We start from the raw sequence: 17838 nt of genomic DNA on the forward strand, positions 1-17838 counted from the left end.
ATGGCGCTCGACGGGCAAATTGCGTCCTGAGCGCGGGAAATGGGGCGAAAAAGGGCTGAAAAGCACGGATTCAGGGGGAAAAATCGGAAAATTGACCGATAATTTGCTTAAAAAATAGGCAATCGCGAAATTTGCGAGGCTCACCGGCTCAGATTGGCGCTTTATTCAGCGTTTCCTTAGCCGATGAGTCTGGCCGGCCCAAGGGCGGCCGTAGCCCGGCGAAGCGTACCCTTGATGCAGCCGGACGCATCCACACGCTCAAGGGCTTGGGGCAGGCAAAGCCTTGCGGCGTCTGCTTCCGAGCCCGTCCCGCGGCGAGGACTTCCCCGCCCTGGGGCGGGGATAGGGGGGGAAGTAGGGGGGCTTCCACTTACCAACCGCGGATTGCATGCCATGGGCACCCACTCATTTTTCAAAAGAGCCGGAATTTCCTGGTTTGCCTACGCCAAAGAAGGCCCAAGGTTTTGATCAATCCGTCCGCTAACCATTGCCGAACAGCCGAGACCAGAACCCGGGCTTCTTCGCGGGAGCGGTTTGGCGGCTCGCCGCTTGCGGCAGGCGCCATGCGTCCGGGAGGTCGGGGCTTCGAGCCTTGGTCGGCTCCTGCGAGTGGGCCGGAGCGTTGCGCAGGGCTTCCGCGGCGACTTTCCCGAGAAGAGCTGTCAGCTCCTGCTCGAAGCCGATGGTGATGTCTGTCTCCCCGCTTCGGGCGTGCCCGATCTCATGCAACAGGACGGCTGCGTAGGCCTCGACGGAAGCGAGCTCACTCCGCTTGACGACGATGTCCTCGCCGTTCCAAAGCCCGCGGGCTTCCGAGAAGCTTCCCGACTCGGGCCGCATCGTCTCGGAAATCTTCACCTTCCGAACGATCGAAGGCAGCCCGCCGACGAGGCCGGCGATCCGGCCGGTCATCTCGAAGACCGACCGTTCCCCGGGAGCGAGAGCGTCGGCCGAAACGAACTTGAACTCGAAGCCGTCGTTCCACGCGGAGACGAAGTTGCCCAAGTCCTGGATGGGGTTGCCTCCCGCGTCGACTTGGCCGGAGAGCTTGTCCTTGACGGTGCTGGGGATCGTGATGATTTGCCGGCCGCTCGCCCGAGCCTCCTCGACGAATCGCGGAGCGTCCATGATCTCCTCGTCCGTCAGGAACAGGACATTCCCCGAGGCGTTGGTGATCTTCGAGGCATGCACGGAGACGTCCGTCCACTTCATCTCGTCGTGTAGCGTGCCACTTCCGAAGTTGCCCAGATCGTCGACGAGGGCCTTGGCGACGGCCTCCGAAGAGGACGCCAGCAGGATCGACTTCACCCGCTCGGAGTAGGCCGTCCGCCCGACGTTCGTCCTCTCGCGGTTGAGGGCTTTCTTGATGGCGGCCGTCAGCGAGGTGATGTTGTAGGAAAAGAGGAAGTTCTCCTCCTCGGCGACGCGAATGCCATTGATGTAGATGTAAGCGACGGACCCGGACTTCCGCAGGACCTCTCCGTAGGGCGTCCGTTCGAGCGCCTCCTCGCCGGAGAAGCGCAGGAACAGCCGCTTGGCCTTCTCGACGTCCTCGTCGGAGCAGCCTTTGAGGACGAACTCCGTTCCGACGAACGCGGGGTCGGACGGATCGGAGATGCAGGCATGCAAGGTGACGACGTCGGAGAAGTCGTGCTTCTCGGAACGGTCGAAGGCGACGTCGCAGAACTTGGAGCGGATGCGGGTTTCGATGCCTAGCCGGTCGAATGTGGCCAGCGCGTCCTTCAAGCCCACGCCGAACTTGCCGATGAGGCCCGGATGATCGAGCTTCTCCTGATTCTCGTTCATCGTGAAGTGCTCGTGGCGCAGGCCTCGGCCGAAGTCCCGAATCCGCCAGAGGCCCTCGGCGTTGCGGGCGATGGAGATTCCCTGCGTTCCGGTCAGGGCCTGCTCGTCGAGGGCGTTGGCGATGATTTCCCGGACGGCGTGGAACGCGTCCCAGTTTTCGAGCATCCGGTCGATGTTCAGGTCGAACTTCTTCATCGCCGGACCTCCTACGCCGCTTCGTCTTGGCGGGCGTTGTATTCGTCGATCAGCGGACGGACCCGCTGGAACCAGACCATGACGCTCTCCCCCTTGTTCGGCGGGGCTTGGTCGGCGATCCCGACCAGCGCGTCGATCACGTCATCTTTGCTCTCGCCGTCCTTCACATTCAGGAACAGGGGGCCGACGCGGCGGAGCCATTGGAGGTTCGACTCGTCCGGCCGCCGCCCCGATTCCGGGCCGAAGAGGTCGGTTGAAACGCTCCTCGACACCTCCCGCAGGCGCTCCGTCGTTTCGTCGAACCAAACGGCGACGGGCTCGCCGGCCCTCGGCTTGCGGAACTGGACGGCGGAGACGAGCAGATCGCGGATTTCCTGCTTGCTGATCGTGGAGGCTGCGGGGAAGGCCTCGGCGGTGCGTTCACACCACTCGGTCAAGCTTTCGCCATCCTTGATGGCGGAAAACCCAAGGCGGAACTCTCCCGCCGAGAAGAAGCCGCGCAAGGCTTCCATCCCCGCGGCGGCGCCGTCCTCGTCTTGCGCCTCGGCGCGCTCTGGACCGGCGGCGGCTTGCGGCGGCGGAATGTAAGGCTGGTTGTCTTCCTGCCAAACCCGTTCGGCGACCTGCTTCTTGATGTTCGACTCGACGATCGCCCAAACGATGGGGCCGGCCGCCCAAAGCGCCAGGCCGACGAGAGCGAGGTCCGCCTTGAAGGCTTGGAACCCGAGAAAGACCAGCAGCGCGCACATGCAAAGGAATGCGAAGGCTCGAAGGCCGCCGCCCGAACGCTGCTCGTCCTGGATTCTGGCACAGGTATGGCAGAGCGTCCGGGTCCCATACTGGACGCCCGTGGAGCCGCCGGGCCGCCGTCCGACATAAATCCGGTGCGAGGTGCCCGTCTGGACATTCCGCCGGAAGCCTTGCCCTCGGGGGATATACGCCCCGCACAGATAACAATCAGCCATTCGCCCCCCAAGATAGTCTAAATATCCTGTCATCTTATCAGCCGAGGCGACGAAACGCTTCACGGCAAGGGGCGTTTGAGACGACTAGGGCCTCCGCAGAGGCCCTAGTTGCCGGCAAAATTACGAGGGAATTATTTCAAAAGATTTAGGAAACGGCTCGGGTCACCCGGGGCTTTGTTTTTGCTGGCCAGGCGCCACCCGGAGGCCGACGGGTTTCGCCGTTCGCCCGGGGACGGTAGACTGCATCGCTCGCCGATCAAGGCGAGGATGCGGGAACTGCCCCCCGCACTGCAAAGAAAAAGCCACTTGCGGGGCTCTTTCACTGCGATGGCTTTCGCTGCTTAAGCCGCCGCGATCTTCTCGTCGACTTCGCTCGGGCTCGCGTGGCGCACCGAGATCCCCTTGGCCATGTAGATCACGTACTCGGCGATGTTCTTCGAGTGGTCGCCGACGCGTTCGATCGCCTTGGCCATCGCCATGATGTCGAGCGCGCTGGAGATCGAGCGCGGGTCTTCCATCATGTAGGTGATCAACTGACGGATGATCGACTGGTACTCGCCGTTCACCGTCTCGTCGATGTGCAACGTGCGCGCCGCCGCCACCGGATCGAGGCGGGCAAAGGCGTCGAGCGAGGTGCGCAGCATCGACAGCGCCACTTCGGCCATGTGGTTGAGATCCACGCTCGGCGAAGTCGCGCCGTGCTGGTCGTGCAGGGCGACGCCGTAGCGGGCGATCTTGCGCGCCTTGTCGCCGATGCGCTCGAGGTCGGAAATGCTCTTCAGGACGGTGATGATCATGCGCAGGTCGATCGCCGTCGGCTGACGCTTGGCGATGACCTGGTTGCACGCATGGTCCAGATCGTTCTCCATCTGGTTCACGCGGCTGTCGTCGCGGATCACCGCCTCGAGCTGCGCCATGTTGCCGCTACGCAGCCCCTCGAGCGCACGCCGCACCTGCAACTCGACGAGGCCGCCCATTTCCAGGACGCCGGTGCGCAGGGTTTCCATCTCGAGGTCGAAATTCTTTGAGGTGTGATGCTGGTCAGTCATTGTTGAGCTCCTGCGAGTTGATTGCGTGCCGAACACGGGAGTTTGCCTGTTCAGGATGACAGTAATATTTCAAGTCGCCAGCGTGCGCACGCCATCGCCGCTGCCGAGCAGACAGACGTCGGCAGGGCGGCAGGCAAAGAGACCGTTGGCGACGACGCCGGCGATCTGGTTGATCTCTGTCTCCAGCGCTTCCGGATCGACGATCGAGAGGCCATGCACGTCGAGGATCAGGTTGCCGTTGTCGGTGACGAAGCCCTCGCGCAGCCTCGGCTCGCCGCCGAGCCGGGCGAGCTGGCGGGCGACGTGCGCGCGCGCCAGCGGGATCACCTCGACCGGCAGCGGAAAGCGTCCGAGCACCGGTACCAGCTTGCTTTCGTCGACGATGCAGACGAACTTCTGCGCCACCGCGGCGACGATCTTCTCGCGCGTCAGCGCGCCGCCGCCGCCCTTGGTCATGTGCATTTCGACGGTGATCTCGTCGGCACCGTCGACATAGACGGGCAGGTCCTCGACCTCGTTGAGGTCGAAGACGCGGATGCCGTGGCCTTCGAGGCGCTTGCGCGTCGCTTCGGAACTGGCGACGGCACCGGGAATGCGGTCCTTGATCGTGGCCAGCGCGTCGATGAAATGGTTGGCGGTCGATCCGGTGCCGACGCCGACGATGCGGCCTTCGACGACGTAAGCGAGTGCGGCACGGGCAACGGCCTGTTTGAGTTCGTCCTGGGTCATGGGGGCAAGGCAGCTTGAAGAATAATCCCCCATTTTAAGGCAAGCGCCACCGCGCCGAGCGGTCGCTGCTCGCGGCGCTGGTCTTTTTTGCCTGCGCGCCGCGTACCGCTGCGTACTTGTCACGGCTTTGTCATCGCCGCGCGTTAGGGTGGGTCGAAAGCAAAGACGCGGCCCGGAGCACAGGCAGCTCATCGCGAGGGCCACAGGCCCGTGGCGATCCAGTGCCTAGGGCAATATTCCAGGAGGCAAGCATGATCAACAAGGCCCGTTCTGCCGCTGCTGCGGCGATCGTTTTCAGCGCGACGCTCGCCTGCGGCAGCGCGCTGGCGGCGGACAATGCACCGCTGCAGGTGCGCGCCGTCGCGTTCACGCCGACCAAGGCGCCGGCGAACGAACTGGAGATGAGCAGCGCCTACACGACTTCTTCGGCGGTGCTGACGCTGGCCGACGGCTCGACGCGGCGCTTCCCGCTCTCCTATCGCGTGCTGCACCGCTCCGGCGACTACATCGACGGCGGCTACGCCGGCCTCATCGTCGACCATGTCGGGCGGCCCATCCTCGAGTCTCCGCCGGACGGCAAGGGCCAGCGTGCGCGCGGCCCCTTCCTGGCGGCGGGCGCCGACGGCAGCTCGCTCCTGGCGATCCCCGGCGCCCAAGTCGATGGCGTCAAGGGCAGGACCCTGTTCCTGGTCAACCATCTCGAATACGCGACGCAGGCGGCCAACGTCGATCCGGGGAAGCCACCGGTCGATCTCTACGGCCTGCTGCCGATGGCGATGAACCTCACCGTCCTCGACCAGGATGCGGTGAGTGGCAGGCTCGCGCCGGTGAAGCTCGCCAACGTCGATTTCTCGTCGGTCGATGGGCTCTGGATTCCGTGCAACGGCTCGACCACGCCCTGGCTCACCCACCTCGGCAGCGAGGAATACGAGCCCGACGCGCGCGTCTTCGAGAAGAAGCCGCTGGAACCGATGAACCTCTACCGCGGCACTCCGGGCCGCCTGGCCGGCGAGGGCGGCGCCAACCCCTATCGCTACGGCCACATCGTCGAGGTCTTCGTGCGCCCGGACGGCAGCACGCGGGTGGAGAAGCACTACGCGATGGGCCGCCTGTCCTTCGAACTCGGCGAGGTCATGGCCGACGGCAGGACCGTCTACTTCGGCGACGACGGTGACGACGTGATCCGTGCCATGTACGTCGCCGACCGCGCCAACGACCTCTCGGCCGGGACGCTCTACGCGGCGAAATGGCTGCAGGAGGACGGAGCCGACTTCGGCCGCGCGCGCCTGCACTGGATCAGGCTCGGTCACGCCAGCGACGCCGAAGTGAAGGCGCTGGTCGACGGCGGCATCCGCTTCTCGGATATCTGGGAGTTCGCATCGCCGGAAGCGGTCAAGGCCGACCCTGCGCGCTTCGCCGAGTTCCGGCCGCTCCAGGTCTATACGGGTAGCGGCGGCAAGTCGGCGCTCGAGTACTACCGCCTGAAGCCCGGCCAGGAATTCGCCGCGGCCTTCCTCGAAACCCGGCGCTACGCGGCCTGGCTGGGGGCGACGACTGAGTTCTCGAAGATGGAGGGGATCGCGCACTCGGTCGCCGAGCGCAAGCAATGGACGGCGATGAGCTACGTGCGCGCCGGCATGATCGACGGCCGCAACGGCACCCGCCCGCAGGACGACATCCGCCTCGCCGGCGACGAGAAGGATCTGACTTGCGGCGTGGTCTATGAGAGCCAGTTACGCGGCGGCCAGAAGGACACCAGCGGTGCGCCGATCGAGAGCGACTTCGTCGCCGTCGACATGGTCGCTCGCGTCTGGGGCGAACGACAGCCGGCGGGCGCGCAGGTCGGCAAATTCGACAAGTGCAACACGGAGAAGATCGCCAACCCGGACAACCTGCGCTACTCGGAGGCGATGCGCACGCTGTTCATCGGCGAGGATTCCGGCAAGCACCTGAACAACTTCCTGTGGGCGTACAACGTCGATTCGCAGGCGCTGGTCCGCATCTTCAGCGCGCCGGCCGGCGGCGAGACCACCGGCCTCAACGTCTACGACGACATCAACGGCCACGCCTACCTCACCGCCAACGTCCAGCACCCCGGCGCCGCCGAGGACCTCGGCCCGTATCCCGACTCGATCAAGGTCGATCTGCGGCGCAAGATCGACCCGCGCGGCATGGTCGGCTACATCGACGGGCTGCCGGCAATGACGCGCTGAAAGCCGGGCTGCCGCTTGGGCGGCGTCTGAGTTCGGGCTGCGCTTGCTGCTGCGAAATGGCTCGTTCAAAACACCTTCATCAGGGAGGTCGGATGTCGGAAGACACGCGTATCGAGGAACTCGCCAGCGCCGACCTGGCCGGCCATGCGGCGGTCGTTCGCCTTCTCGTCGAGGCTTTCGGCGATCCGGAGCGTTATGACGAGCAGCGAATCCGTTCCGCACTGGAACCTGCAGGCGATCCCTTCTATCGAAAATTTTTCGTCGCCTACCGAGGCGGGGAGGTGGTCGGAGCTGGCGGCGTGAAGGCCGCAGACTGGGCTTCAGACACCCACATCCTGTACCTGTCCGCAGTCGACAGGGCTGCGCGGGGACAGGGGATTGCCAAGGCACTGATCCAGGCGCGGATGGCTTGGGTGCTCGCGAATTTCGGTTCGGGACGCATCCTCGTTTCCAGCACGCACAAGAAACGGTTCATCGCTTACGGCTTCAGGCCGTTCAGCGAGGACAAGGCGGACGGGCGGACCCTGTTGGTGCACGAGTTCGGGAATCCAGGTGCGTAACGAAAATTTAATAAAGGGCGCGTAGGGTTTCGTATTAATTGAAAGTTTCAGGATCACTGCCTGAAACGATGTGCCGCTGCATGCATTGGCGTTCGCAGGGCGCGTCCGTGCCGGCGCTGGAAGGCGTCTGGCTGCCTTGTTGCAGCTACCGGGAAGATCTTCACCATGGGTTCGCAAGCGCTCGACAAAAGCATCGTCAGCTTCTGGAAGACTCCGGACGGCCGATGGGTGAGACTGCGACCGGTCGCTCCGGGTGACCTCGCCAGAATGACTGCCTTCTTCGAGGGCTTGTCCTGCGCAACGCGCTACTTCCGCTTCGGCAGTTGCGGGTTTTGTTTCTCGGCGGCGCAACTCGCCGAGATCTGCCGGCCCGACCCGATGCGCTGTCGTCGTTTCGTCGTCGTCAGCGACGAGTTGCAGGGCGAGCGTCAGGTCGAGACGCAGATCGCCTGCGGCCGTCTCTGGATCGAGGACGATGGCAGCTGCGAACTGGCGATCGTCGTCGCCGACGCCTGGCAGGGGGCCGGGGTGGCCGGCCCGCTGCTGCGTGCGCTGATCCAGGATGCGCGCGAACGCGGACTCTCGGCGATCCGCGCCCGTGTCCTGGGGAGCAACACGAGGATGCTTGCGCTCGCCCGGCGCAACGGTTTTGCCGTGACCGCCGACAGCGAACGAGCGCCGGTCAGGAACCTGATACTGCCGCTCGATGCAGCGAAGGAGGGGGGGCGCCTTCCTTCGCCCGTGGCGATCGCCGAGGCGAGACACGCCGCACACGCGTAGTGCGCAAATCGCCATTGTCATGATCGGGTAACCTCCGCAGTGCACGCTTGCCCCGTTGCTTGTTCGCTACGGGGGCGAGATGACCGAGACCGTCTTCTGCTACAGCTGCCGCGTACATCATCCCAAGGCAGAGATGCGACTTTTCCTGACCCGGCGAGGATTGCGCTGGCGCTGCGTGCACAGCATCCTCGCGTCCACACGCAGCACCGCCGAACGCGATGCCTTCGGGCAACGGCAGTCGCTGATCAACCGCGAAGAGGCGCGCCGCCAGGCCCAGTATTCGCGTCGCCTGCAAGCGCTGGCACTTGCCGACTAGCTCCGGGGGGACGCCGATCGGATCGGCTTGAAATGGGGATGCAACATATTCCATTCAGGATGCGTCTTTTGCGTCGAGGACAGAATGGACCTGTTGCTGTGGCGTCACGCCGAAGCCGAAGAACGGACACCCGACCACAAGCGTAGACTCACCGAGCGCGGCGAGAGGCAGGCGCGGCAGATGGCCGGCTGGCTGAAGGAGCACGGCCCCAGGCACCTGCGCATCGTGGCCAGTCCGGCGCTCCGCTGCCAGCAGACCGCGGCAGCGCTGCACCTCCCCTTCGACACCGACCCGCGCCTGGGGATCTCGGCCAGTCTCCCCGACCTGTTCGCCGCGGTCGGCTGGCCGGGCGGCGGCGACGACGACGAGGACGACTCAGGTGGCAGCCTGCGCGACAGCCTCGAGGAGCGGCGCAGCCCGTCTGCGCGCGAAAAGTCGCCCGGCGAGAGGGATTCCCGCGAAAAGGAGTCGCGCGACAGGCGCCGCAAACGCGCGCTCCTCATCGTCGGTCACCAGCCGACGCTCGGTCGACTCGCGGCGCTCATCCTCTCCGGGCGTGAAGCTGACTGGACCGTCCAGAAAGGCGCGGTCTGGTGGTTCTCGCAGCGCGCACGGCGCGGCGAGACCCAGATGGTGTTGCGCGCCGTGGTCGGTCCGGAGCAGTTCGGCTGAGTACCGGCGAGCGTGGCGTCTTACTTCTTCGGGCGCCCCGTCTTGATGCGCTCGACCGCGCCGAGGGCCTTGGCGAGGTCGTCGGCGGCGAGCGAGTCGAGCAGCGCGAGTCCGGCACGCACCAGTTCGCTCTTCTTGATTTCGCAGCCGGAAGCCAGTGCCCGCTGCTTCAGCTTCGCCAGCAGTGCATAATCGGTCTCCGGGAAAGTGAAACTGTCGCGCACCAGCTTCGGCTTCTTCGCGCTCGCCTTCTTGCCCTTGCTCTCGGCTTCCGGCGCAGCCTTGGCCGGTTTCTGCGCCTTCGGCTGCGGCTCGGCGGCAACTGCCTCCGTGGCAGGCTGGACTTCGGGCTTGACTTCGGCCTGGGCTGCAGGAGCCGGCGCCGCGGCAGGGACCTTCTCCGCTGCGGGCGCTTTGGCAGCAGCTGCTTTCTTCGCCGCAGGCTTCACGGCGCGCTTGGGCGTTGCTGCCTTGGCCGCCTTGGCTGCAACGGGGGCTGCCGGGGCCGCGGTGTCGACGGTGCTCGGTGCGGCGGACAGCTCCGGCGCTTGCGTTTCGCTCATGGTGTTCTCCTTGTTGGATCGCATGGGATATACTGTATAAACAGTTTATAGACAAAATCGGGGTGTGGCAATGCGCAGGATCATGGTGGCGAACCCGAAAGGGGGGAGCGGCAAGTCGACGCTGGCAGTGCATCTGGCGAGCTGGTTTGCCCGTTTCGACGATATCGTTTATCTGGCCGACCTCGATCGCCAGCAATCGAGCCGCTTGTGGCTGAAGCAACGCCCGGCCGGGCTGGCCAGGATCCGTCACTGGCAGCTCGACGAGGACGAGTTGCCGCCGCCGCCGCGCGACTGCAACGTGGCCATCTTCGACACGCCGGCGGGACTGCACGGCAAGCGGCTCAAGCACCTGCTCGGCGAGGTCGATCGCGTCGTCGTACCGGTCTCGCCGTCGAAATTCGACATGCTCGCCAGCCAGGAATTCTTCGAGGCACTGGCCGAGACCAAGGCAGTCCGCCAGGAGCGTGTGCACATCGGCATCGTCGGCATGCGCGTCGATGCGCGCACCCAGGCCTCGCGGCAACTGGTCGAGTTCCTCGGGCAATTCGACCTGCCCTTGATCACCTGCATCCGTAACTCACAGCGCTACGTCAGGGCCATCGACAGCGGCGAAACCCTGTTCGATCGCAACGAGCCGGCGCCGGCCGATCGCGAGCAGTGGCAGCCGCTACTCGACTGGCTGGTCAAGCGCCGCTGATGGCGGACTGCCGCCGGCGAGCGCGCAGGACGCAGTCGTTTCCTCGCCGTCCCCGCTCTCGTCCTGCAACCAGCGCTTGACCTGTCGCGCCACCCAGGCGCCGTCGTCGAGCGGGAGGTCGTGACCGGCCCACGGGTGCTCGGCAAATGCGGTCCGCCAGCAACTGGCGAGCCGGCGCGAGCACGCCGCGTCGACCAGCGCGTCCTGCCGGCTGCCCAGCACCAGCAGCGGTGGCTCCGGAGGCGTCAGCGGCGCCCGGTAGCAGGCGGCGGCGCGCAACTGCCTGAGCGCGTTGCGCGTCGACACCGGGTGTTCGTGCCGTAAGGCGATCCATTCCCGCAGGACCTCGGCGCTGGCCGGGTCGCGCCGGCTGGTGAGTGCCAGGATCGTTTCTTCCCACGCCTCGTCGCTGCCGCCGAAGAGCGCGAGGCGCAGCAGGCGCGGGTAGTTCTGCGGGCGTAGCCGCCGGTAGAAGGGGCTGAACGGGCGCAGGCTGGTATTGATCAGGACGCAGCCGGAAATTTCCGCCGGGTGGCGCAGGGCCCACGCCGTGGCCACCATCGCCCCCAGCGACATCGCCAGCAGCCGGTAAGGCGGCGCGACGCCGTCGGCGCGCAAGCCGGCACGGACGGACTCCGCCATCTCCCCGACGCGCAGCGGGCTCTCCTCGCGGTGGCGCGTCCCGTTGCCGGGCAGGTCCGGCGCATGGATCTCGCTGTCGGGAATTTCCCGGCGGAAGGTTTCGGGAAAGCGGCCCCAGTGCCGGCGTTCACGCGTCAGTCCGCGCAGGAAGATCCAGCGGCTCACGCGCGTCCCTTTCCGTACCACGCGGCGAGCGCGCGTCGCTCATGCTCGCTGCGCTCCTCGGCCTGAGGCAGCCAGCGCGCGTGGCTGGCGGCGGCGCGGACGAGGAAGTCGAACCAGAGCATGTGCCCGCGCAGGACGCGCTGCTGCCGGTGCCCGATCAGCGGATTGAAGAGGCCGTGGCGGGAAAACACTTGCCGCGGATTTTTCCTGACCCAAAGCCACGATCCCATCTCCAGCGTCAGTGGCAGGAAACGGCGCGCCGGATCGCTGCAGGCCTTGCGGTAGAGCCAGTCCCACAGGTCGCCGTGGGTCAGGTAGTGACGGCTCTGCGGCTCGAACAGGTAGCGGTGATGGCTGTGCGCGCGGTCGAAGATTTCCTTGAGCGCATGAATTTCCGCCAGGTGCGGCATCGGTCGGGTGCTGTGCGCCCAGGGAAACCAGATGCGGTCACGGCTGCCGAAGCCCGAGTGGCAGTCGAGCGCGATGCTGAAGTCCCGGCTCAGCAGTTCCTGCTCGACGACCCGGCAGAGTGCCGCGCTCTCGGCTTCCATCGGCGCGTTGGCCACGCCGCGATACCAGGGCAGGGCGCCGCCGAGTCGATGTCCGCCGACCAGGAAGGCGACGCGTTCGCTGGCCTCCAGCGGCGCATTGCGCATCAGGTCGATGCCGCTCGGGTTGGCCCGCGTGCCCTGCCACAGTCCGCCGGGATTGACGAGCGGCATGAAGACGAGGCGCAGCGACTCGAGCTGTCGATGCAGCGTGTCGTCCCAGGCCAGGCGCATCACCAGGCTGCGCAGATAGGTGATGACGACTTCGGCACCGATCCGTTCGAGGCCATGGACGCCACCGAAGAAACCGAGCGCCGGCACGTCCGGGCTCGGGTTGCCGAGCGTGATCGCGTAGACCGGGAAGCGCAGCCCCCTGCTCGTCACCTCGCAGCTCACGCGGGCGTCGAGATGGGCGCCCCCCAGGGCGACGATGCGCTCCAGTTCGATCAGTTCGGGGAGCGGGGATCGCGTCACGGCGGCTTTTACGCTGGGAGAGGGTTCGCCGGCGGTCCTAGCCCGAGGCCAGCAGCTTCCCTCTGGCGGCCTGCTTGAGTTTGCGTTGTTCGAAGTGTTTCAGCCCGATGTAGGTTCCCCAGCCGACCAGGCCCATCACCCCGGCAAAGGCGCCGTAGGCGATCGGCCAGGGGGTGCCCTCGGTCATCATCGAGAACTCGGACATCCCGCCCATGCCGGCGATGATGTTGATCGGCATGAACACCACGCTGAACACCGTCAGCTGGCTCACTCGCCGGTTCTGGTTGATGTTGATGAAGCCGATGGTGGCGTCCATCAGGAAGTTGATCTTGTCGAAGAGGAAGGCGGTGTGGCTGTTGAGCGACTCGATGTTGCGCAGGACCTGCTTGCTGTCGCCGAGTTGCGCCGGCGACAGCAGCCGGCTCTGCATCAGGAAGAGCAGCGCGCGTTGCGTGTCGAGGATGTTGCTGCGGATGCGGCCGTTGAGGTCCTCCTCCTCGGCGATGGCGGCGAGGACACTGGCTGCTTCCTGGTCGGACATGGTCTCGCTGAGCACGTGCTTGCCGACCCGGCTCAGGGTCCGGTAGATGTCCTCGAGCGAGTCCGCCGAATACTCGACGTCGGCGCCGTAAAGGTCGAGCAGGATGTCGTAGCAGTCCTGGACGTAGCCATGGCGCAGCCGCGCGCGCCGACGCTGCAGGCGGAAAACCGGCAGTTCCTCGTTGCGCAGCGAGAACAGGATGCCTTCGTGCAGGATGAAGGCGACGGGGACGCTGCGCGAATTGCCCTCGCGGTCGAGCAGGAAGTTCGAGTGCAGGTGGATGTCGTCGTTGTCCTCGATGTGGAAACGCGAACTCACCTCCAGGTCGGTGGCGTCACCCGGATCCGGCAGTTCGACGCCGAAGTGCTCGCCGAGATAGCGCCGCTCGGCCGCGCTGGCGTTAATCAGGTCGATCCAGATCGGCTTCATTCCGGCGAGGTCCTGGCGCGTGCAGATCTCGACCTGGTGCAGGCGCCCGTCGATCAGTTCGAAGGCGTTCATCTGGCTCTCGGACAGGCTCGCTTCGCGCACCCCGGCCAGTTGCTCGCGCAGCGACTCGGAGATCTCCCAGAGGACGTCGCCCGCGCGCTCGTCCGCAACCCGTTTCCACACCAGTCGTGCGTCGTCGATCGGCAGCGCCGCAAGGATGCGGCCGATCTCGGCGGCGGGCAGCCTGGCCAGGAGGTTCTCCAGTTCGGCGAGATGCTGCTTGTGCACCAGCGTCTCGACGATCTCCTGGCGTGCGCGGTTCTGGCTATGGACGATGCCCGCCACCAACTTTTGCTTGTCGAGCAGCCTCTGCACGGTCTCCAGGGACATCGCCGATCTCCTTCTAGTCCGCATCCCGGTGCGCCTTCGGCGTCACCGGGTCGACGTGGGTCATCAGGTCGAGCACGGGATGCCGTTCCATCACCCTGACGCGCGCCGCGTGGGCGATGTCGTGACCTTCGGCGACGGTCAGGCTGCCGTCGACCTCGAGGTGCACGTCGGCGAGGATCATGTCGCCGGTCTTGCGCGTCTTGAGGTCGTGGAAGCCGAGCACGCCGGGGGTCGCGCGGATGTCGGCGGCGATCGCCTCGACCTGCTCCTCGGTTGCGGCGCGGTCGGTCAGGTCGTGCAGCGCGTCCCAGGCAAAGCTCCAGCCGGTGCGCGCGACCATGAAGCCGACGATCAGCGCGGCGATCGGGTCGAGCAGCGGGAAACCGAGCATGTTGCCGCCGATGCCGATCGCGACGACCAGCGAGGAAGCCGCGTCGGAACGCGCATGCCAGGCGTTCGCCACCAGCATGCTCGAGCGTACCCTCTCGGCGACCGCCAGCATGTAGCGGAACAGCGCTTCCTTGACCAGCAGCGCGCCGAGCGCGACCCACAGCGCGACCGACTGCACCGTCGGGATGCTCTCCGGCGTCTGCAGCTTGTGCGCCGCTGACCAGATCATGCCGACCCCGACCGCCAGCAGCAGCAACCCGAGCACCAGCGAAGCGGCGTTCTCGTAGCGCTGATGGCCGTAGTGGTGTCGTTCGTCGGGCGCCTTGCTGCTGTGCTGCGCCGCGAGCAGGACGACGAAGTCGGCAACGAGGTCGGACAAGGAATGGATGCCGTCGGCGATCAGCCCCTGCGATCCCGAGACGATGCCGGCGCTGACCTGAGATATGGTCAGCCCGATGTTCACCGCGACGCTGATCCAGGTGCTGCGCTTGGTCGCAGCCTGCCGTTCCGGCGAGTTGTCCTCGTCGTCGAAGTCGGCGGCAGCGTGTTGAAGGTCGTCCTGGCGCATGGTGCAGTGCATCGTGAGTGTTGTCAGGCGCCGATTCTAACCGCAAGCGCCGCTGCACCCGCACCGACTTGCGGGCGAAGTCCCTGCCAAAGAGCGGTAATCTTCTTCACGTAAAATGAGCGGTTTGCGGGGATCAGCCGCCCATCGTTCGTGAGAATTGCCATGTACTACAAGGAACCCACCCTTGCCCTGTTGCGTCATTCGACCCTCGACACGCCGCACGCGCTGGCGAGCTCCTGCATGGAGCACATGGCAGCTGTCCTGCGCTGCCAGATGAGCGTCGGCCGCCGTTTCAGCGAACATGCTGCCGCGCTCGCCGCTGCGCCGACCAGCGCGGCGCTGTCCGCACAACTCGTGGCGCTGATGAGCGACGACGAACTGCGGCAACTGGCCAACGCGTCCTTGCAGCAGCAGGTGGGCGCGCTGGCGGACCTGAGCGGGCGCCTGATCGCCTGGTCGTCGGAGAGTGCGCGGGGCGCGCAGGCCCTCGGCGCAGACATCCTCGAACGCACCGAGAAGATCACCCCGCCCCAGGGCGAGGCCGCGCTGCACCTGCTGCAGACGGCCGTCAACGCTTCCGGCGAGACGATCCAGGCACTGGCCGGCGCCGCCTCGCGAGAGGTCGAGGCCTCGCTCGCAGAACTGGGTATGCATAAGGACCGGGTCGTTTAATGCATCTGTAACGCGGCACCGTCAGCATCGGCGACATGCCCAGCGTTCGCTCGATCTTCCTCTCCGACATCCACCTCGGCACCCGCGCCTGCCAGGCCGACCGGCTGCTCGATTTCCTGCGCGAGTACAGCGCCGAAAACGTCTTCCTGATCGGCGACATCGTCGATTTCTGGGCGATGAACCGCAGCATCCACTGGACACCGGCGCAGAACACCTTCGTGCAGAAGATCCTGCGCCGGGCGCGCCACGGCGAGCGCATCGTCTTCATCCCCGGCAACCACGACGAGGCGCTGCGCGAGTACGCAGGAGTCGCTTTCGGCGACATCCTGGTGGTCGAGGAACTGGTGCACGAGCTCGCCGACGGCCGTCGCTTCCTGCTCCTGCACGGCGACGAGTTCGACCAGATCACGCGCCATCACCGCTGGGTCGCGGTTCTCGGCGACATGGCCTACAACACGCTGGTGCTGTTCAACGGCGGCCTGTCGCGCATCCGCCGCAAGCTCGGCCGACCCGGCTACTGGTCGCTGGCCGGCTACGCCAAGCGCCGCGTCAAGAAGGCGCTGCAATTCATCTTCGACTTCGAGGCCGCGGCGATCCACAGCGCGCGTCAGCGTGGACTCGACGGCATCATCTGCGGCCACATCCACAGCGCTGCGCTGCGCGAAGTCGGCGGGCTGACCTACGTCAATTGCGGCGACTGGGTCGACAGCTGCACGGCGATCGTCGAGCACGGCGACGGCCGCCTCGAACTGCTGTCCTGGGGTGCCGCCACGCAGACGCAGAGCTTGCCGGCGCGCCAGCGCGACTTTCCGGCAGACACCGTCCCGGCGCCCGGCGCGCTGCCGGGCCTGGCGGCAGTCCCCGCCACGGCTTCCCGCGAGGAGGCCGAATGCGTGTCCTGATGGTTTCCGACGTCTATTTCCCGCGCATCAACGGGGTGTCGACCGCCATCCAGACCTGTCGCGAGACGCTGGCCAGGGAAGGCATCGACCTCCATCTGGTGGCGCCGGACTACGGCGGCGAAAGCGGCGGCGAAGCGTGGATCAGCCGCGTGCGCGGGCGGCCGGTACCGCGTGATCCGGAAGACCGCGTGCTCGACTGGAACGAGCTCAGGCGCACGGTCGACGCGGCGCTCGCACGCGGCTGCGACCTGGTGCACGTGCAGACGCCCTTCCTCGCCCACTACGCCGCCCACGGCGCCGCGCGCAGGCATCGGCTGCCGGTGATCGCCACCTATCACACGCTGTTCGAGGAATACCTGCAGCACTACGCGCCCTTCGTCCCCGCGCCGTGGCTGCGCGGCATGGCGCGGCGCTTCTCGCGCCGGCAATGCAACGCGCTCGACGCCGTGGTCGTTCCCTCGCAGGCGATCCGCCGCCGGCTCGGCGAGTACGGCGTCACCACGCCGATGCACGTCCTGCCGACCGGAATCCCGCTCGCCCGCTTCGCAGCGCCGGGCGAGACTGCGCCCGGCGAACGGGGCAAGGACCGGGCCAGGATACGCGCCGACTTTCGCGCCGCGCATGGCATCGGCAGCGAGCGGCCGGTCGCGCTCTACGTCGGCCGCGTCGCCGCCGAGAAGAACATCGACTTCCTGCTTGAGGTCGCCCTGCTGGCGCGCCAATCGATCCCCGAGCTGCTCTTCGTCATCGCCGGTGAAGGCCCGGCGCTGGCCGGCTTGCGCGAGGCGGTGGCAGCGCGCGGGCTCGCCGGCAATGTCAGCTTTCTCGGCTACCTCGACCGCAACACCGAGCTGCCGGCATGCTACGCGGCGGCCGACGCCTTCGTCTTCGCCTCGCGCACCGAGACGCAGGGGCTGGTGCTGCTCGAAGCGATGGCCGCCGGACTGCCGGTGGTCGCGCTGGCGGTGATGGGCACCGTCGACATCCTCGGTGCGCGCCGCGGCGCGCTCGTCCCCGAAGACAGTCCGGCGGCCTTTGCCTCCGCGCTGTGCCTGCTCCTCGGCGACGCGCCGCTGGCGCGTCGGCTCGGCGCGGAAGGGCGCGCCTGGGCCGCCGAGTGGTCGGACAGCGCGCTCGCCGCCAGGCTCGCGGCACTCTACCGGGAGGTCGTCGCCGGTCGGCGGCGCGAGCCATGAGCGAAAGTCCCTACAAGGGCAAGACCGGCCTGCGCCGCGTCGTCAACGCCTGCGGCTATTCGCTCGCCGGGCTGCGCGCCGCTTACGCCTGCGAGGACGCGTTTCGCCAGGAGGTGTGGCTCGCCTGCCTGCTCATTCCGCTGGCGTTCTGGCTGGAGCCTGCGGGCGTCGGCCGCGCGCTGATGGCCGGCAGCGTCCTCGTCGTGCTCATTGTCGAGTTGCTCAACTCGGCGATCGAGGCCGCCGTCGATCGCGTGTCGTTGGAAAACCATAGGCTGGCGAAGCGGGCCAAGGATATCGGCAGCGCCGCCGTCTTCGTCGCGCTCAGCCAGGTCGGTCTCGTCTGGGCCTGCGTCCTCCTTTCCTGAGCGGTGGC

General features: G+C 66.5%; 19 protein-coding genes. 10 read left to right on the plus strand and 9 right to left on the minus strand.

Annotation, left to right across the window (positions count from 1 at the left end):
* Window positions 1-480: 480 nt before the first annotated feature.
* The 4 genes from CCR84_RS07185 to rpiA form a co-directional block, all read right to left on the minus strand.
* Window positions 481-2001 carry an ATP-binding protein gene (locus tag CCR84_RS07185; RefSeq protein ID WP_201210924.1) on the minus strand — a complete coding sequence of 507 codons (1521 nt, stop codon included), beginning with the start codon at window positions 1999-2001 and terminating at the stop codon, window positions 481-483.
* 11 nt (window positions 2002-2012) lie between these two features.
* On the minus strand, window positions 2013-2750 hold the full coding sequence (locus tag CCR84_RS07190; RefSeq protein WP_201210925.1) for a hypothetical protein: 738 nt from the start codon (window positions 2748-2750) through the stop codon (window positions 2013-2015).
* 557 nt (window positions 2751-3307) lie between these two features.
* Window positions 3308-4015 carry a phosphate signaling complex protein PhoU gene (gene phoU / locus CCR84_RS07195; RefSeq protein ID WP_201210926.1) on the minus strand — a complete coding sequence of 236 codons (708 nt, stop codon included), beginning with the start codon at window positions 4013-4015 and terminating at the stop codon, window positions 3308-3310.
* Between the two features lie 69 nt (window positions 4016-4084).
* Window positions 4085-4744: a ribose-5-phosphate isomerase RpiA gene (gene rpiA / locus CCR84_RS07200; RefSeq protein ID WP_201210928.1), complete on the minus strand. Its 660-nt coding sequence runs from the start codon at window positions 4742-4744 to the stop codon at window positions 4085-4087.
* A 251-nt stretch (window positions 4745-4995) separates the two neighbouring features.
* Between rpiA and CCR84_RS07205 the strand changes: the two genes are divergently transcribed.
* The 5 genes from CCR84_RS07205 to CCR84_RS16445 all read left to right on the plus strand — a co-directional run bounded on the left by CCR84_RS07205 (window position 4996) and on the right by CCR84_RS16445 (window position 9285).
* Window positions 4996-6957: a PhoX family protein gene (locus CCR84_RS07205; RefSeq protein WP_201210929.1), complete on the plus strand. Its 1962-nt coding sequence runs from the start codon at window positions 4996-4998 to the stop codon at window positions 6955-6957.
* A 92-nt stretch (window positions 6958-7049) separates the two neighbouring features.
* Window positions 7050-7517 (plus strand): GNAT family N-acetyltransferase, encoded by a 468-nt coding sequence (locus CCR84_RS07210; RefSeq protein ID WP_201210930.1) that lies wholly within the window; start codon window positions 7050-7052, stop codon window positions 7515-7517.
* A 165-nt stretch (window positions 7518-7682) separates the two neighbouring features.
* The gene (locus tag CCR84_RS07215; RefSeq protein ID WP_201210931.1) at window positions 7683-8297 is read left to right on the plus strand and encodes a GNAT family N-acetyltransferase; all 615 of its coding nucleotides are present in this window, start codon (window positions 7683-7685) and stop codon (window positions 8295-8297) included.
* Window positions 8298-8376: 79 nt separating this feature from the next.
* On the plus strand, window positions 8377-8613 hold the full coding sequence (locus CCR84_RS07220; protein ID WP_201210932.1) for a hypothetical protein: 237 nt from the start codon (window positions 8377-8379) through the stop codon (window positions 8611-8613).
* Between the two features lie 84 nt (window positions 8614-8697).
* Complete coding sequence (locus tag CCR84_RS16445) at window positions 8698-9285, plus strand: SixA phosphatase family protein (RefSeq protein ID WP_242508598.1); 588 nt, start codon at window positions 8698-8700, stop codon at window positions 9283-9285.
* Between the two features lie 20 nt (window positions 9286-9305).
* On the opposite strand, the gene CCR84_RS07235 is transcribed toward CCR84_RS16445, so the two are convergent.
* Window positions 9306-9848 (minus strand): hypothetical protein, encoded by a 543-nt coding sequence (locus tag CCR84_RS07235; RefSeq protein WP_201210933.1) that lies wholly within the window; start codon window positions 9846-9848, stop codon window positions 9306-9308.
* Window positions 9849-9918: 70 nt separating this feature from the next.
* Here CCR84_RS07235 and CCR84_RS07240 point away from each other — a divergent pair, with 70 nt between their 5' ends.
* The gene (locus CCR84_RS07240) at window positions 9919-10545 is read left to right on the plus strand and encodes a ParA family protein (RefSeq protein WP_201210934.1); all 627 of its coding nucleotides are present in this window, start codon (window positions 9919-9921) and stop codon (window positions 10543-10545) included.
* Here CCR84_RS07240 and CCR84_RS07245 read toward each other — a convergent pair.
* The 4 genes from CCR84_RS07245 to CCR84_RS07260 are packed head-to-tail and all read right to left on the minus strand — an operon-like array spanning window position 10516 to window position 14692.
* Window positions 10516-11352: an alpha/beta fold hydrolase gene (locus tag CCR84_RS07245; RefSeq protein WP_201210936.1), complete on the minus strand. Its 837-nt coding sequence runs from the start codon at window positions 11350-11352 to the stop codon at window positions 10516-10518. The genes CCR84_RS07240 and CCR84_RS07245 overlap by 30 nt on opposite strands.
* Entirely contained in the window at window positions 11349-12374 is a 1026-nt protein-coding gene (locus CCR84_RS07250) for a M14 family zinc carboxypeptidase (protein WP_201210938.1), read from the minus strand. Before CCR84_RS07250 ends, CCR84_RS07245 begins: the two co-directional genes overlap by 4 nt.
* Before the next feature lie 37 nt (window positions 12375-12411).
* Window positions 12412-13734 (minus strand): CorA family divalent cation transporter, encoded by a 1323-nt coding sequence (locus CCR84_RS07255; RefSeq protein ID WP_201210939.1) that lies wholly within the window; start codon window positions 13732-13734, stop codon window positions 12412-12414.
* Window positions 13735-13747: 13 nt separating this feature from the next.
* The gene (locus tag CCR84_RS07260) at window positions 13748-14692 is read right to left on the minus strand and encodes a cation diffusion facilitator family transporter (RefSeq protein ID WP_201210940.1); all 945 of its coding nucleotides are present in this window, start codon (window positions 14690-14692) and stop codon (window positions 13748-13750) included.
* A 162-nt stretch (window positions 14693-14854) separates the two neighbouring features.
* Here CCR84_RS07260 and CCR84_RS07265 point away from each other — a divergent pair, with 162 nt between their 5' ends.
* The 4 genes from CCR84_RS07265 to CCR84_RS07280 are packed head-to-tail and all read left to right on the plus strand — an operon-like array spanning window position 14855 to window position 17830.
* Window positions 14855-15364, plus strand: coding sequence for a hypothetical protein (locus CCR84_RS07265; RefSeq protein WP_201210941.1), 510 nt, complete (start codon window positions 14855-14857; stop codon window positions 15362-15364).
* A gap of 35 nt (window positions 15365-15399) precedes the next feature.
* Window positions 15400-16266 (plus strand): UDP-2,3-diacylglucosamine diphosphatase, encoded by an 867-nt coding sequence (locus CCR84_RS07270; protein ID WP_201210942.1) that lies wholly within the window; start codon window positions 15400-15402, stop codon window positions 16264-16266.
* Window positions 16254-17462: a glycosyltransferase gene (locus CCR84_RS07275; RefSeq protein ID WP_201210943.1), complete on the plus strand. Its 1209-nt coding sequence runs from the start codon at window positions 16254-16256 to the stop codon at window positions 17460-17462. Before CCR84_RS07270 ends, CCR84_RS07275 begins: the two co-directional genes overlap by 13 nt.
* Window positions 17459-17830, plus strand: coding sequence for a diacylglycerol kinase (locus tag CCR84_RS07280; RefSeq protein ID WP_201210944.1), 372 nt, complete (start codon window positions 17459-17461; stop codon window positions 17828-17830). Before CCR84_RS07275 ends, CCR84_RS07280 begins: the two co-directional genes overlap by 4 nt.
* Window positions 17831-17838 lie beyond the last annotated feature (8 nt).

This window comes from Rhodocyclus purpureus, from assembly GCF_016653115.1.
GTDB classification, from domain to species: Bacteria; Pseudomonadota; Gammaproteobacteria; order Burkholderiales; family Rhodocyclaceae; genus Rhodocyclus; species Rhodocyclus purpureus.

Excerpts from the sequence above, each read along its gene's own strand:
- CCR84_RS07205 (WP_201210929.1), top strand. The coding sequence starts at position 4,996 with ATGATCAACAAGGCCCGTTCTGCCGCTGCTGCGGCGATCGTTTTCAGC.
- CCR84_RS07220 (WP_201210932.1), top strand. The coding sequence starts at position 8,377 with ATGACCGAGACCGTCTTCTGCTACAGCTGCCGCGTACATCATCCCAAG.
- CCR84_RS07235 (WP_201210933.1), bottom strand. The coding sequence starts at position 9,848 with ATGAGCGAAACGCAAGCGCCGGAGCTGTCCGCCGCACCGAGCACCGTC.
- phoU (WP_201210926.1), bottom strand. The coding sequence starts at position 4,015 with ATGACTGACCAGCATCACACCTCAAAGAATTTCGACCTCGAGATGGAA.
- CCR84_RS07240 (WP_201210934.1), top strand. The coding sequence starts at position 9,919 with ATGCGCAGGATCATGGTGGCGAACCCGAAAGGGGGGAGCGGCAAGTCG.
- CCR84_RS07270 (WP_201210942.1), top strand. The coding sequence starts at position 15,400 with ATGCCCAGCGTTCGCTCGATCTTCCTCTCCGACATCCACCTCGGCACC.
- CCR84_RS07255 (WP_201210939.1), bottom strand. The coding sequence starts at position 13,734 with ATGTCCCTGGAGACCGTGCAGAGGCTGCTCGACAAGCAAAAGTTGGTG.
- CCR84_RS07215 (WP_201210931.1), top strand. The coding sequence starts at position 7,683 with ATGGGTTCGCAAGCGCTCGACAAAAGCATCGTCAGCTTCTGGAAGACT.
- CCR84_RS07265 (WP_201210941.1), top strand. The coding sequence starts at position 14,855 with ATGTACTACAAGGAACCCACCCTTGCCCTGTTGCGTCATTCGACCCTC.
- CCR84_RS07210 (WP_201210930.1), top strand. The coding sequence starts at position 7,050 with ATGTCGGAAGACACGCGTATCGAGGAACTCGCCAGCGCCGACCTGGCC.
- CCR84_RS07190 (WP_201210925.1), bottom strand. The coding sequence starts at position 2,750 with ATGTGCGCGCTGCTGGTCTTTCTCGGGTTCCAAGCCTTCAAGGCGGAC.
- rpiA (WP_201210928.1), bottom strand. The coding sequence starts at position 4,744 with ATGACCCAGGACGAACTCAAACAGGCCGTTGCCCGTGCCGCACTCGCT.
- CCR84_RS07185 (WP_201210924.1), bottom strand. The coding sequence starts at position 2,001 with ATGAAGAAGTTCGACCTGAACATCGACCGGATGCTCGAAAACTGGGAC.
- CCR84_RS07275 (WP_201210943.1), top strand. The coding sequence starts at position 16,254 with ATGCGTGTCCTGATGGTTTCCGACGTCTATTTCCCGCGCATCAACGGG.
- CCR84_RS07280 (WP_201210944.1), top strand. The coding sequence starts at position 17,459 with ATGAGCGAAAGTCCCTACAAGGGCAAGACCGGCCTGCGCCGCGTCGTC.
- CCR84_RS16445 (WP_242508598.1), top strand. The coding sequence starts at position 8,698 with ATGGACCTGTTGCTGTGGCGTCACGCCGAAGCCGAAGAACGGACACCC.
- CCR84_RS07260 (WP_201210940.1), bottom strand. The coding sequence starts at position 14,692 with ATGCGCCAGGACGACCTTCAACACGCTGCCGCCGACTTCGACGACGAG.